Raw genomic sequence first — 14607 nt, 5'->3', positions numbered from 1 at the left:
AAATAAGATTTGTTATGAAAAGGTTAATCATATTTTTTCTGTTTGTATCGTTAAAAGTGTTTGGGCAAAACACCCCCGAAGAAATGATGGATATGGGCAATCAATATTTCGCAAACGGCAATCCTAAAAAAGCAGCAGAGTACTACTCGCAATACATCAATACTTATAAAGATAGCGCCCGAGGCTATACGGCAAGGGGAAATGCTTATGTTTTACTTCACGATTTTAAATCTGCGCTTGTTGATTTTAAAATGGCTCTTTATCTTGACCCTAACTCTGCCCGTGCATATGCAGGAAGAGGCACAACATACTTTTTTATAGGAAATACAAAAGAAGCAATTGAAGATATGAATAAATCAATTGAGCTGGACCCGGAATCTTTAATGTCATACCAGACCCTTGCAAGTATTTATACGGCTGAATCAAAATATGATTTAGCAATGACGGTGATTGATAAATCAATAAGTATAAATTCATCTGACGGAGAAAATTACAGGATTAAAGGTACTTTGTATTTTTATATGAATGATACTGCCAAAGCAATTTCGACTTTAGATAAAGCAATTGAAACTGCTCCGCAAAATCCTAAAATGTACACAACACGCGGGGCATTATATAAAGATATCGGTAAGCTGGATTTAGCAATGACTGATTACGATAAAGCGCTGGTGATAAATCCAAACGATGCAGAAGCGCTTGCAAGAAAAGGAATTGTTTATCTATTACAGAAAAAATATAAAGAAGCAGTTGAGTATATGGAAAAAGGATTGAGCTTTGACCCAAATATGGAGAGCGGGATAAAGCAGTATTTAGACCAGGCAAAAGCAAATTTAAAAAAATAAATGAATAAGGTTTTTCTTTACATATTGTTAATTGCTTTTCTCTTCACAGGTTGCTCTAAGGAAAATAAAAATCCTTCGAGCGATATAAAAATTGAACAGCAAAATCCTACTCCTAAAGAAACACCGAGAGAAACAGCAAAAGAAGAAGTAAAGAACGAAAACAAAACCGATGCAAAAGCTGAGGAACAGATTCAGCAGGATAAGCAGGTACCGCAGACTCAGCAGAAGCAGGAAACCGTATCACTAAAAGCAAAACAGACTGCAAAATATATTGGGAAAAATGCAGTTGTTACAGGTTACATAGCAGATGTATATAAAAACGAAAAAGTTGCTTATCTTAACTTTGACGGAAAGTTTCCGAAGAACACATGCGCTGCAGTAATTTTCAAAGATGATTTTGCAAAGTTCGGAGATGTAAACCGTTTTAAAAATAAAAATGTTGAAGTAAGCGGAATAATTTCAGAGTACAACGGCAAGCCGCAGATTATATTAAAGAGCACTTCTCAAGTAAAGATTACAAATTAAAGATTTGTTCAAATCAAAATTTATAGATCTTCTCGCAACCTTCAGTCATGATGAAATAAAGGAGTTTGAAAGATTCATCGACTCTCCTTTTTTCAACAGGGATAAAACTATATCACAAAGCTATAGATTTTTCAAAAAGTATTACCCTGAGTTTAACAATCCGAAGTTTACAAAAGAAAATTTCTTCAAAGCTTTATACCCCGGCAAACCTTATAATGATTCACGTGTAAGAAATATACTCTCCGACCTGCTGCGGCATGGCCAGGATTTCATAACAATTAAATTCACCCGAAGCAATCCTTTTGTGGAAAGCACTTCCACTCTTGAAGCATTAAGCATAAGAATGCTTGATACACTTTTTACCAAAAAAATCAATGAAGCATACGAATCAATTGATATTAAAAAGCATGACCCCGATGAAGTGTATTTATTCAGAAAAAAGCTTGAAGATTTAAAGTACGATTTTTATTTCAGGAGAAGCAAAGAAGATAAAGGAGTGGAGACAACAACTAAGCGCGGAGAAAATCTTGTTTTCTTCTTCCTTCTGAAGATGCTGAAGCTGAAAATTCTTTTGTATACCAATGAACATAACTTTAATATAAAGCCCGATGCAGGTTTGCTGAACGCTGCATTTGAGAATATAAATCTTGAAGCGCTGCTTGAATACATAAAAAAAAGTCATCCCGATGAATATCCCGTACTTGCAGTGCATTATTATTTTTATGTTGCGCAGACTGATTTTTCAAAAACGGATTATTATTTTTCTGCAGAGAAAATTTTCTCAAATAATATTGATAAGTTCAGTTTAAGAGAGCAGTCTGAGATGCTCCATGCTTTTGCATCTCTCTGCATAGATTATATTCATCTCGGTAAATTTGAGTTCAATAAAAATCTACTCGATGTATATAAGAAGATGGATACGTATCAGCTCTTCTCTGAGCCGGATAAACCGCAGGTAATTACTTTGCTCGGATTCAGGAACATTGTGCTTATTGCAAAAGAAGAGAAAGATTATGACTGGCTGATATCGTTCTTAGAGAGAAATCTTGATAAAATTCCGAAGGAATCTCGTGATAATATGCGGGACTTCAGCTACGCATTGCTTGAATACGATAAACAGAATTATCCTAAAGCGCTTGAGTTTATCAGCAAGGTTAAATATGAATTTTTCTATTTCAGATACGATGTAAAAAACTTACTGCTGAAATGTTTTTATGAACTGGACATGTACGAGCAGGCGCTTTATCTAATTACAAATTACAAATTATTCTTAAAGCAGAATAAAAATATTTCAAAAGATGCAAAGAGAATTTACTCGCAGCATATTAAATCTATTGAGAAAATTACTAAGCTGAAAATGAAATACGATGATTATGAAGCTGCAAAATTTAAAGAAGAGATGAAGACAATGGTGCCGCAATCAGTAAAATGGGCGCAGGAAAAGCTCGAGGATCTGATGAAGAAAAATAAAAAGAATAAAAGATAAATTATCTTCTGATTGGTTTGTCATTTCTTGGAATAAATCCCGGTAGAGTTAATGTAACTTTGCCGATGTCTGTCTCAGGCGAATACACTCCTTTCACACCTTTTTCAATTCTGATTTTGGAAACTGTGTTTTCAGTCCTGTCGAAGTAAATATAAATATTATCTCCCTCTGAATTATTTACTCCGTTAGCTTTCTTTTCCTCATATATAAAATAAATGCTTGAGGCATTGCTTATCGCTTTTATTGAATCAACTTTGTCATCCTGAATATAAACGGATATATCACGCGAACGTATCTGGTCAAACCTGTCGGCAAAGCTTGAATCTCCCTGCGAAATCATGAACGAAGGTTTTGTATTTGGTATGTTTAATTTTTTTACAAAAATGCTTTGAAGTTTGTTACCGGGAAGCTCGGCATAGATGGAATCTCCCGTTATCTGCATGTTATCCTGCCATACAATGGGTTCTTTTTCCATAGCGACTTTAGAAGAATCCTTAAAATAAATTCCACGTCCGCATTTGGAATAAAAGTTCGTTCGTATTATTTCCACGCTGTCTGTTGCAATGTAGTATTCCGGTTTCGTCCTGAACGCCTCCATGTAGGAACTGTATATATAGAGGGTGTCCGGAGTTGTTTTATCTATCTGGACTAACTTAGACTTTCCTGCAAGCTTTGTATAATTTTTTAATTCGTAATTTTCAAGAATATTTCCGTAAAGGATTGTGTTATTGTTAAGACTATTCACCTTTACATTACCTGCTGCATAAGATTCTTTTTTATCTGAGTAATGTGTGAGCGTATCTGAATATATCAGTGTCGAGTCGCTGTCTATCACAACTTTTTCCCATGCAAAAGTTTTGAACTGCCTCTTGTAAAAATTTATGTTCTCTGCTTTAATAATGGCAGAATCTGTTGTAACAATTACATTACCTTTTGCAAATGAGTCTTCCGTATTACGAAGATAAGTTAAATCAGTCGAAGTAATTTTATATTGAGGATTGATAATAATCACATCTCCATGAAAATCTGCTTTTGCCTGATCAAAAAAATAGACTCCGCTGTTAGCCCGGAGAGTTGCGTTTGGGTCTTTTAACGTAACTCCGCCTTCACCTGTTGCACGTTTTTCATTCCCATAATAAATTCCTTTTGATGTGAAGAGCGAAAGTGTATCCTGATATATTTTTACGTTACCGCGCAGATCAACTTTGTTCTGGTCAGGATATTGAGTAGCGGAATTGCAAAACACAGTAATGTTACCCTGTTTGAACTGCACATTTCCCTGGGCTTCCCTTACCAGCACTCCGTTTTCATTTTTGCCGGTGAGAGAGTCAGCATGTATCAGTTCAACTTTATCCTGAGCAAAAATATTTGCAGAAAATAAAATGAACAGGATTATCAAACAATATTTATATGTTATTCTATTTATCAAAGACTCCGCTAACCTGATAGATTTTATAGTTTGTTAAATTCTGGTCTGACTCGAATCCCACGCCTTCAATTCTTTCCTTTGGAGTTTTTATACTGACAAATACATCTGAATAAACTTTTTGTGTTTTATTTTTCCAGAGCAGCTTGGAAGTTTTCAATTCGCTGCCAGACTTATTTACTACACGTACACTATCGTATATTTCAATATCTTTTGTATTATCTTCAACCTTTCCTCTTCTTCCTGTTAAGGTAGATACAATTTCTCCGTTCTTATAAAAATCCACTACTGCGCCGCTATCTATAATAGTATAACCTTTATCGCTGAAGGCAGAAATATGTCCTGCTTTCAAAATCGCTTTTACAAAGCCTGAATCGGAAAAAGTTACACTTGAGTTCCAGCTTTCCTGCACGGGAATATTCTCGGATGAAAGGTCGGATTTCGGCGGTTCGAATTTATCTTCACAGGAAACAAACACCAGTGAAATAAAAAAAAGAGATATGTAAATTAATTTTTGCAAGTTTAGAGCCCTTCTTCAATCAATCTGTGCATATGCAGCACTCCCAGAACTTTTCTTTTCTTATCGGCAATAATTAACTGAGTAATTTTATTTTCTTCCATGATTTCCAAAGCTGTTCTTGCAAGGGTGTTCGGCGGAATTATTTTGGGGACGGGATTCATAATATCTTTTGCCTTAGTAGTAGAAATCCGTTCAATATTTTTTTCTAGAAATCTTCTTATATCTCCGTCGGTAATTATCCCCACAACTTTGCCTTTTTTCACAACGCACGTACAGCCGAGGCGTTTTGAGGAAATCATATATATAATATCTTTCAGGTTTGCATCGAAGTTTACTATCGGAATTTTATTTTCTTCCTGTAATAAATCACTGACTTTAAGCAAAAGCTTCTTGCCTAAAATTCCTCCCGGATGAAATCTTGCAAAATCTTCTCTGGAAAAATCTCTTTTTTGAAGAAGCGCAATTGCAAGGGCATCTCCCAAGACAAGCGCTGTTGTAGATGAAGATGTAGGCGCAAGATTATGAGGACAGGCTTCTTCTTTTACAGAAGCATCAAGAACGATGTTTGATACCTTCGCTATTTCGGAATTAACGTTACCGACAAGACCTATAATTTTTACTTTAAGAGTTTTGATTAGTGGAAGTATTTGAGTAACATCGGTTGAGTCGCCGCTTTTTGAAATAGCTATGACAACGTCATCATCCCGCAAAATACCAAGGTCGCCATGAACGCTATCTGCCGAGTGCAAAAAAATAGAATATGTGCCTGTTGAGTTAAAAGTTGCAACAATTTTTTGAGCAATGATGCCGGACTTCCCGACACCCGTCACAACAACTTTGCCTTTGCATTTATAAATCAGTTCAACTGCGGAAGCAAAATTATATGCAAATGTTTTATCGTTAAATCTTCTTTCTAGTGAAGCGATTTCTTTTTTTTCAATGCAGACGACCTTCTTAGCGTTCTTTATAATATCTTTCGCTGAATCTTTTTTAGACAATGTGTTCTGAAGTTATTTCTGTTAAATAATAAATCTGACTTAAAAATCCGAATTAATTTTAAGAAATTAGCTATAATACAGGTTTAAAAAAATATCATTAATTTTAATACAATTTAACTCAATAGCAGATGAAAAAAGGCGATGAGCTTACGCTGGATGTGCTGGAACTGAACTCCGAAGGTAAAGGCGTGTGTAAAACCGAAGAGGGTTTTGTAATTTTTACGGATAAGGTGCTTCCGGGTGATACAGTGCGTATTCAATTAAAGAAGAAGAAATCAAATTACGGCGAAGGCAGGCTGCTTGAATTAGTAAAGCCGTCTCAATACAGAATTGAGCCGCCCTGTATTTATTTCGGAACATGCGGTGGATGTAAAATTCAGAATTATGAATATGATAAGCAGCTTGATTTTAAAACAGAAGCTGTAAGAAACGCATTTAAAAGAATCGGAGGATTTGAAAACCTTGAAATTCCCAAAGCTCTTGCAAGCAATGATATTTTCTTTTACAGAAATAAAATGGAATTCTCTTTTTCCGATGACAGATGGCTCACGAAGGAAGATGTGGAGTTAGGAACCCCGAAAGATTTTGCGCTGGGCTTGCATGTGCCGAGATTTCACTCGAAGATAGTTGATGTTCACAAATGCTGGCTGCAATCGGATGCATCTAACAGAATTTTAAATTATACCCGCGATTTTTTTAAAAGCAGAGGTGTAAGCGTTTATACTGTGAACACTCACTCGGGATTTTTAAGATTTTTAATTGTGCGGGAGTGCAAGAATACAAATGACTTAATGGTCTCGCTCATCACCTATGATTACAACGAAGAATTGATAAATGAATATTCGGAAGGACTGAAGAAAATCGCTCCCGAAGTCACAACATTTATAAATGCAGTCTCAAATAAAAAAGCGCAGGTTGCATTCGGTGATGAAGAGAAAGTTATCTTCGGCAAGGGATATATCGAAGAAGAATTGAATAAGGATAACGGCGCGAAATTCAAATTTAAAATTTCCGCAAACTCATTTTTTCAGACTAATACAAAACAGGGTGAGAGATTATATAACATAGCTGCTAAGGCAGGTGACTTTAAGAAGACGGATAAAATTCTGGATTTATACTGCGGTACCGGTTCTATTTCAATTTTTGTTTCAGATGAAGTTGCTGAGGTGAAAGGTGTTGAGCTTGTCGAGGATTCCATTAAGAATGCATTCCAAAACAAGGAGCTGAATAATATTTCAAATGTGGATTTTGAATTAGGCGATATAAAAGATTTCCTGCTCTCAAAAGATGTGCAGGAGCTGCATAAGTATAATAAAGTTATTCTTGACCCGCCGAGGGCAGGGCTTCATCCGAAGATATGCGAGATACTTGCCGAAACCGATTTTGAAAAAATTGTTTACGTAAGCTGCAATCCCGTTACGCAGGCGCGCGACCTGCAGATAATCTGCGGCAAAGGAAAATATAAAATAAATATCGTTCAGCCCGTTGATATGTTCCCGCATACATATCACATAGAGAACGTAGTGGATTTGGTGAGAAATTAAATTCAGAAATTAATTTTTAAATGAATAATACAAAACCGCAACACACCCCAACCGAAAAATTCTATTTAGAGAAAAATCCTCTTGAAAAATTTTTTGCCATTATAGGTGCATTGTGCTTTATAACTTCGTGCGTACTGGTTATAACATATTCGGGATTCACAACTCAGCCGCAGAATGAAATAAAAGTAGTTCTTATTCCTAATTTAGAAACACTTTGGATTATAAATGTTATACTCGGAGTTGCGGGCGGAGCGCTTATAAATTACAAAAAATTTCTGGCTTCTATTCCGGCGGGACTCGCTGCAGTTCTATTCATGACTGATTTTACTCTCTTCTATATCTCGTTCAGGGATTCTATTATATCTATCGAAATTCTGTTACCATTATTTCTCGCCTTTGTAGTCGGAACGGTAGTGTATAAAGTGTTGTACAAGTTTTTTTACAAAAAGAAAGACGATGAAATTTTAAAAAGCCGGATGAATACGGAATTAAAAAATTAATGCACGTGTTGAAATTTATAGCCCCTCCAACTAAACTTAATATAAGGTTATAAATGAAAAAAATTATTGAAAAGCCGGGAAAGACTAAACAGGAGCTTTTAGATTCACTCGAAAAATTGAAAGAAAAATTCAAATACGAAATATCAGGCAACGACGTTGAGGTAACGAAGATCACGGACGGATATAAGGTCCATGCTGAAAAAAGATTCATCGTTAAATTCCATGTAGATGCGGAAATAATTGCAAGGGACGGTGAATATGAACTATCGTGGGAAACCAACGCTCCGCCGGGTAAGGTTGAAGATGCGATGAAGAAAATTGAGCAGACGTTGCAAGCATTTTAATTTCCCCATACCTGCTAATAGGTAAGATTCGGTTTATTTTGGTCAAAGTTCTTTTTATATTATTAAGGTGTTTATCCAGTTATTTCGGGGGTGCCCTCCGTCCCGATTAAAAATCGGGACACGCGCAAAGCGAAGAATCGAAGTTTCAATTCTTCGCTTTGGACGTACGAACCTCCGGTTCGTGGAGGGCGCCCCTGTGGTTAAGATGGATTCAACTTTACATAATAATCCATCAAAAATTCATCAAAAAGAATTTGAAAATTACCGGTGTTGTTTTTACAAGAACGAGTTTCTGAAAATGCGACTATTTTGCGACTTTTTTCTGTGTCATCTTAAAAATCATATTAATCAGTGTTTCAAAATCCGACCATAACCCGACTTTTGAACAAAATTAAATTTTCAGCGTTATAAACAGTACTAAATTTTAATATAAACCCAGTTATATGAAAAAATTCTACTTAGTTTTAATCGCCCTCTTTTTTTACTCCCTTACCGTTCAGGCGCAGATTACCAAACCTTCAAAAGTCAGTTTTGACGATTATGAAAAATTAATTGCTGAAGTCAAAGAGCACAGAAAAACAAGACTGCTCACTCTTGATGAATTTAACGCTGAGGCAAAAAAGCCGGGAGTGATAATCCTTGATGCGCGCTCCGATGCAATGTATAATGCAAAGCATATTAAAGGCGCAATTCATCTGAACTTTTCTGATTTCACTCAGGAAGCGCTTGCTAAGGTAATCCCTTCTTATGATACAAAGATTCTAATTTACTGCAATAATAACTTTGAAGACGACAGACAGTTTTTCCCTACCAAAATGGTAATGCCGGAAGTTTTGAACACACAGAATATTCTGCTGCAAAAACAAAAAGGTGAATCTCAAAATGTTAGTATCGTCGATCCGACCAAGGAAAATAATATTCAGCCGGGAGTCGAAGTTATTGCATTAAAGCCCATAACACTTGCGCTGAATATTCCGACTTATACAAATCTCTATGGCTACGGTTACAGGAATGTTTATGAACTGGGAGAGTTTGTTAATATTTACGACAAAAGGCTGGAATTTGAAGGAACTGCTGTTTCTAAATAAAAGCAATAATAATAATAACTTAGAATAAAACAACAATTTTAATATATAAATCAGTTGAAATTTTACCCTAAATTGTCTATTTTTGTAGACACCTTGTAGGGTGGTGAAACTGGCAGACACACCGTCCGGTCTCGGCGGCGGAGGTTCTAGGAAAAATTTTCTTCCCTACGGGTAAGAGGGCTAACTACTCCATGAAGGTTCAAGTCCTTCCCCTACAGCTCTATTAAGAATTTCAAATAAAAGTTCAAACAAAAAAGGCTCAGATTGCTCTGAGCCTTTTTGCTTTTATATCGATTATATTTCAATTATTTAACATGTGCTTTCAGATTTGCTCTTGCAGCAGCCAATCTTGCAATCGGGACTCTGAAAGGCGAGCAGCTTACGTAATCAAGTCCCAGGCTGTGGCAGAACTCAACTGAAGCAGGCTCTCCGCCGTGCTCTCCGCAGATTCCGATTTTCAGGTCGGGCTTAACTTCTCTGCCTTTTCTTACTGCAAATTCCATAAGTACGCCAACGCCGTCGATATCAATCGATTCAAAGGGGTCGCTCTTTATAATTCCGGATTCAACATAATAAGGTAGGAATGAACCTGCATCATCTCTTGAAAGTCCGAATGTCATCTGAGTTAAATCGTTCGTTCCGAATGAGAAGAACTCTGCTGACTGGGCAATTTTCCCTGCAGCAAGCGCTGCTCTCGGGATTTCAATCATCGTACCGACTTTGTAATTTATCTTAACGCCTTTCTCTGTCATGACTTGCTCTGCAACTCTGCGTATAACTTCTTCCTGTGATTTGAATTCATTTTCATGGCCTATAAGAGGTACCATAATTTCAGGCACAACTTTCAATCCTTCTTTATGCACAACAACTGCTGCTTCAAAAATTGCTCTCGTCTGCATTTCAGTAATTTCAGGAAATGAAATTCCAAGTCTGCATCCTCTGTGACCAAGCATAGGATTAAATTCAGATAGCGAGTCAATCTTATACTTAATTTCATCTACGTGAGTACCTATCATAACTGCAAGCTTACGGATTTCAATTTCTGTATGCGGCAGGAATTCATGAAGCGGCGGATCGAGCAAGCGAATCGTTACAGGTCTTTGCTTCATTACTCTGAAGATTTCAACGAAGTCTAATCTCTGATAAGGTAGCAGTTTATCCAATGCCTTTCGTCTTCCTTCTTCTCTGTAGGCAAGAATCATTTCACGCACAGCATCAATTCTGTCGCCGCCAAAGAACATATGCTCAGTTCTGCAAAGTCCGATACCTTCTGCTCCGAATGCGACAGCGTTTTCTGACTGGTCAGGCTGGTCTGCATTTGTTCTTACTTCCATTTCTCTGTTCTTATCAACCCATCCCATAAACTTATCATAGTAGCGGTATATTCTTGAATCGGCAGGCTTCATAGTTTTATCAATTAATACCTGAAGAACTTCCGATGGTTTTGTTTCAAGCATTCCGATTATGACTTCACCTGTAGAACCGTCTATAGAAATATAATCACCTTCTCTTACTTCCATCGTTTTACCTTTTACTCTTGCAGTCTTTAACAGGTAATCTATATCAAGATTTCCCGCGCCGGCAACGCACACCTTACCCATCTGTCTTGCAACAAGAGCAGCATGAGAAGTCATTCCGCCTTTAGATGTCAAAATACCTTCAGAAGCATTCATACCTCTGATATCTTCCGGAGAGGTTTCAATTCTTACAAGGATAACTTTTTCACCGCGGGCTTTTGCGTTAACAGCATCATATGAATTAAAATATACTCTGCCGCTTGCAGCGCCGGGACCTGCATTCAGTCCTTTTGTCAAAAGCTTACCGCTCCTGATTGCGAGTTCTTTTTCTTTCAAATCAAATATAGGTCTGAGCAGCTGATTCAATTGCATCGGCTCAACTCTCATAATTGCTTCTTTTGTATTGATAAGCTTTTCCCTTACCATATCCACTGCAATTTTAATTGCTGCAAGACCCGTTCTTTTTCCTGCTCTGCACTGAAGCATATAAAGAACTTCTTCCTGAATTGTAAACTCAATATCCATCATATCATGGTAATGCTGCTCAAGAGTTTTTCTTACTTTTTCAAGCTGGTCATATAATTTTTTATTCTCTCTTTTTAAATCGCTTATCGGCAGCGGAGTTCTAATACCTGCCACAACGTCTTCACCCTGCGCATTCATAAGGAACTCACCGTAGAATTCATTTTCTCCTGTGGAAGGATTACGTGTGAACGCAACACCTGTACCTGATGTATCACCCATGTTACCGAATACCATTGCCTGCACGTTAACGGCAGTTCCCCACTCAACAGGGATTTTATTCAGCTTTCTGTAAACAATAGCTCTGTCATTCATCCATGATCTGAACACTGCACCTACTGCTCCCCATAGTTGTTCCATTGGGTCATCAGGGAAATCTTCACCTGTTCCTTTCTTGATAGCAGCTTTAAATTCAATTGCCAGGTCACGCAAATCATCAGCTGTGAAATCTAAATCGTTTGTAATACCTTTGTTTTTTTTCTTGTGTTCTATTATTTCTTCGAATGGATCTATCTGGTGTTTATTGGTAGGTTTTAAATCGAGTACAACGTCTCCGTACATCTGAACAAATCTTCTGTAGGAGTCATAAACAAATCTTGGATTATTTGTTTTCTTTATTAATCCTGCAACGGTCTTATCATTCAATCCTAAGTTTAAAATTGTATCCATCATTCCCGGCATTGAAGCGCGCGCGCCTGAACGTACTGAAACAAGTAGCGGATTTTTTACATCTCCGAACTTACATCCCATCACCTTCTCAGTCTTTCTAAGCGAATCCAGAACCTGTGCTTTTAACTCAGGCGGAAATTTCTTTTTATGTGCATAATAATATGTGCAGACTTCAGTAGTGATTGTGAATCCCGCTGGTACAGGTAATTTTATATTTACCATTTCTGCAAGATTGGCTCCCTTGCCCCCAAGGAGTTCTTTCATTTTCGCGTCGCCTTCGGCTTTGCCCCCGCCAAAGAAGTAAACGTATTTTTGCGGCATAATATATTGGTTTAGTGTTGTTGGATTTTTTTCTTAAACTTTAAAGAACGGAGTGTAAATTTCGAGCAGTAAATTATATTAACCCAGAAGCCATTTGTTCAGAACTTTTCTCTGGTGGTCAGTCATATTTTCAATTTCGGAAATTTCGTATTTCGGTATTGCAGGTGTAAGCTTTATAAAAAATTCTTTTATGAATCCTTTTCTGTTTACAAGGACTTTTACTTCATCATCGTGTTTATATTCTTTCAGAATCTTCTCGTAATCTTTTTCTATACGTATATCATTAATAGCAATTATTTCATCACCCGTATTTAAGCAGCCCGTGTATCCGCAGCCGCCTGCATATACTTTTGTGATAAGCACTTTGCCGTTTGCCTGGCTTGTTTCAATATCAAATGTAACTAAATCTTCATTTACATTTTTCGCTTCAAGTCCTGCTTTTTTGAAGTAATCGAATAGAGGCAGCTCATCAAGTCCCAGTAAATATTTATTCCAGAAGTCAGTCAGATCTTTTCCTGCAAGTGATTCACAAATTTCTTTTACTCTTTCATTGGTAAATCCTCTTGAAGGATTTTTCTTGTAGTCTTCCCAAAAAGCTTTAAGCGCATCGTCTAAGGACTTTTCACAATTGCTCGATGTAATTATTTCTATATTCAGCATAAGCGCAACAAGAGCGCCTTTAGTATAATATGATACCTGTGAGTTTTTTGAATTCTCATCCTGTCTGTAAAATTTTATCCATGTATCATAACTGGATTCAAACAACGACTGATTGAATCTTCCCTGGAAGCGCATTATATCATTAACTTCTTTCTCTATAAATTCATAATACTCTTTGTTATCCAGCACTCCGCATCTTCTTATGAAAATGTTATCGTAAATGCTTGTCCATCCCTCTGCAACCCAGAGTCCGGTAGTATGGTTTTCGTTATCGTAATCAAACGGACCGAGCTCCGCAGGTCTTATTCTTTTTACATTCCATAAATGGAAAAACTCATGAGATACTAATCCCAGAAACTGTTTATATAATTTTTCATCGGTAAATGCCCAGCGCGGGAACTGCACTGCAAACGAATTCAAATGCTCAAGACCGCCGCCGCCGTTTGCGACTAAGTGACAGATGTATGTGTAATGCTTGTAAGGAATATCGCCGAAGAAATTTATCTGCGCTTCTGCAATTCTTTTAAAATCTTTTATTAAAGTATCATCATTATAATTCGATCTTCCCGTTAAAGCTATGTAATGCTTTATGTTCTGAATTTCAAACTCCAGAACTTTTTGATTTCCGATCTCTATTGGAGAATCTGCTAGTACATCGTAATTTTCTGCTTCGTATAAGTTATCCCCGATCTTTTCCAATCCTGTTGAAATTGTTTTCCAAGAAGCATGAGGATTTATTTTAATGGAGCACTTATCATTCTCCATTCCCTTTGCCGACATGAAAACATTTGAGCAGTTTATAAAAGCATGCTCATCCGTTATCTCGCTTGTGCGTACGGTAAGCTCGTTGCAATAAACTTTATATTTAACTATGAAAGAACTTTCACCCTTTGTGTTTACTTCCCAATGGTTCTTTCGTGTTTTATGAATATCTAATTTTTTTCCTGCTGAAGAGAATGCTTCCGTATTCTGAACTTGTCTTGCAAATTCACGGATCATGTATGAGCCGGGAGTCCATACCGGAAGGAATAACGTAACAGCATCGGACTTAATATTATTAATTTGAATTTCAATCTCGCAATAATGTGATGCCGGATTGGTGAACGAGATGGCGTAGTTGATAGCGTGTGACAAGTGGCTAAATTTGAGTTATACTAAAGTGGTACTGTATATTATATATCCAGAAAATTTTGTTCTTCTTCTTTGAAAATATCCAGAGCTTCCTTGCTTGTTTTTGCTTCTGCAAGTCTTCTTCTGAAATCATCTTTATTCATTAATCTTGAAATCCTGCTAAGCAGTTTTATATGCGCATTCAATAAATTTTCTTTTCCTACTAAAAGAAAAATAAACCTCACCGGTTCTAAATCTATTGATTCAAAATCTATTGGATTTTTTAATACTGCAAAAGCTGCAGTGATATCCGTTATTGCATCAGTTTTACCGTGAGGAATTGCAAAACCTTTCCCAACTCCCGTAGAAACCAGTTTTTCTCTTTCAAGAACTGCGCTTCTTACTTTTTCAAGATCAACTATCTTTCCTGAATTATTTGCAAGATCAATTATTTTGTTTATTGCATCATTCTTATCTGCAACCTCTAAATCAACTGATATAATGTTTTCCGCTAAAATTTCACTGATTTTCATTT

At 36.7% G+C, this 14607-nt stretch carries 13 protein-coding genes; 7 read left to right on the top strand and 6 right to left on the bottom strand.

Annotated features, from left to right (window positions below):
* Positions 1-14: 14 nt before the first annotated feature.
* From JST55_07560 to JST55_07550, 3 genes are read left to right on the top strand one after another with little or no spacing between them, the layout of a single operon-like run.
* Positions 15-842 (top strand): tetratricopeptide repeat protein, encoded by an 828-nt coding sequence (locus JST55_07560; GenBank protein ID MBS1493349.1) that lies wholly within the window; start codon positions 15-17, stop codon positions 840-842.
* Positions 843-1367: a hypothetical protein gene (locus JST55_07555; GenBank protein MBS1493348.1), complete on the top strand. Its 525-nt coding sequence runs from the start codon at positions 843-845 to the stop codon at positions 1365-1367. It begins immediately after the preceding gene.
* 4 nt (positions 1368-1371) lie between these two features.
* Positions 1372-2853 (top strand): hypothetical protein, encoded by a 1482-nt coding sequence (locus JST55_07550; GenBank protein MBS1493347.1) that lies wholly within the window; start codon positions 1372-1374, stop codon positions 2851-2853.
* 1 nt (position 2854) lies between these two features.
* On the opposite strand, the gene lptC (JST55_07545) is transcribed toward JST55_07550, so the two are convergent.
* From lptC (JST55_07545) to JST55_07535, 3 genes are read right to left on the bottom strand one after another with little or no spacing between them, the layout of a single operon-like run.
* Positions 2855-4252, bottom strand: coding sequence for an LPS export ABC transporter periplasmic protein LptC (gene lptC, locus JST55_07545; GenBank protein MBS1493346.1), 1398 nt, complete (start codon positions 4250-4252; stop codon positions 2855-2857).
* 19 nt (positions 4253-4271) lie between these two features.
* Positions 4272-4799, bottom strand: coding sequence for an LPS export ABC transporter periplasmic protein LptC (lptC, locus tag JST55_07540; protein MBS1493345.1), 528 nt, complete (start codon positions 4797-4799; stop codon positions 4272-4274).
* A 2-nt stretch (positions 4800-4801) separates the two neighbouring features.
* Positions 4802-5797, bottom strand: coding sequence for a KpsF/GutQ family sugar-phosphate isomerase (locus JST55_07535; protein MBS1493344.1), 996 nt, complete (start codon positions 5795-5797; stop codon positions 4802-4804).
* A 128-nt stretch (positions 5798-5925) separates the two neighbouring features.
* On the opposite strand from JST55_07535, the gene rlmD reads away from it, so the two are divergent.
* From rlmD to JST55_07515, 4 genes are all read left to right on the top strand, one after another.
* Complete coding sequence (rlmD, locus tag JST55_07530) at positions 5926-7341, top strand: 23S rRNA (uracil(1939)-C(5))-methyltransferase RlmD (GenBank protein ID MBS1493343.1); 1416 nt, start codon at positions 5926-5928, stop codon at positions 7339-7341.
* A 20-nt stretch (positions 7342-7361) separates the two neighbouring features.
* Positions 7362-7841: a hypothetical protein gene (locus tag JST55_07525; protein MBS1493342.1), complete on the top strand. Its 480-nt coding sequence runs from the start codon at positions 7362-7364 to the stop codon at positions 7839-7841.
* 53 nt (positions 7842-7894) lie between these two features.
* On the top strand, positions 7895-8185 hold the full coding sequence (locus JST55_07520; GenBank protein MBS1493341.1) for a hypothetical protein: 291 nt from the start codon (positions 7895-7897) through the stop codon (positions 8183-8185).
* Positions 8186-8628: 443 nt separating this feature from the next.
* On the top strand, positions 8629-9273 hold the full coding sequence (locus JST55_07515; protein ID MBS1493340.1) for a rhodanese-like domain-containing protein: 645 nt from the start codon (positions 8629-8631) through the stop codon (positions 9271-9273).
* A 305-nt stretch (positions 9274-9578) separates the two neighbouring features.
* Here the strand turns inward: JST55_07515 and JST55_07510 are convergent, their stop codons facing one another.
* The 3 genes from JST55_07510 to JST55_07500 form a co-directional block, all read right to left on the bottom strand.
* Entirely contained in the window at positions 9579-12302 is a 2724-nt protein-coding gene (locus JST55_07510) for a pyruvate, phosphate dikinase (GenBank protein ID MBS1493339.1), read from the bottom strand.
* Positions 12303-12380: 78 nt separating this feature from the next.
* The gene (locus tag JST55_07505) at positions 12381-14096 is read right to left on the bottom strand and encodes a M61 family metallopeptidase (GenBank protein ID MBS1493338.1); all 1716 of its coding nucleotides are present in this window, start codon (positions 14094-14096) and stop codon (positions 12381-12383) included.
* A 38-nt stretch (positions 14097-14134) separates the two neighbouring features.
* Positions 14135-14605, bottom strand: a complete 471-nt coding sequence (locus JST55_07500) for a PTS sugar transporter subunit IIA (protein ID MBS1493337.1) — start codon at positions 14603-14605, stop codon at positions 14135-14137.
* Between the last annotated feature and the right edge of the window lie 2 nt (positions 14606-14607).

It is taken from the genome of Bacteroidota bacterium, assembly GCA_018266835.1.
Classification (GTDB): domain Bacteria; phylum Bacteroidota; class Ignavibacteria; order Tepidaquicellales; family Tepidaquicellaceae; genus JAFDZO01.
This window is presented reverse-complemented; position numbering and strand designations above follow the sequence as displayed.

Coding starts and splice junctions, on each gene's coding strand:
- JST55_07560 (MBS1493349.1), top strand. CDS start 15: ATGAAAAGGTTAATCATATTTTTTCTGTTTGTATCGTTAAAAGTGTTT.
- JST55_07555 (MBS1493348.1), top strand. CDS start 843: ATGAATAAGGTTTTTCTTTACATATTGTTAATTGCTTTTCTCTTCACA.
- rlmD (MBS1493343.1), top strand. CDS start 5,926: ATGAAAAAAGGCGATGAGCTTACGCTGGATGTGCTGGAACTGAACTCC.
- JST55_07525 (MBS1493342.1), top strand. CDS start 7,362: ATGAATAATACAAAACCGCAACACACCCCAACCGAAAAATTCTATTTA.
- JST55_07520 (MBS1493341.1), top strand. CDS start 7,895: ATGAAAAAAATTATTGAAAAGCCGGGAAAGACTAAACAGGAGCTTTTA.
- JST55_07515 (MBS1493340.1), top strand. CDS start 8,629: ATGAAAAAATTCTACTTAGTTTTAATCGCCCTCTTTTTTTACTCCCTT.
- JST55_07510 (MBS1493339.1), bottom strand. CDS start 12,302: ATGCCGCAAAAATACGTTTACTTCTTTGGCGGGGGCAAAGCCGAAGGC.
- JST55_07500 (MBS1493337.1), bottom strand. CDS start 14,605: ATGAAAATCAGTGAAATTTTAGCGGAAAACATTATATCAGTTGATTTA.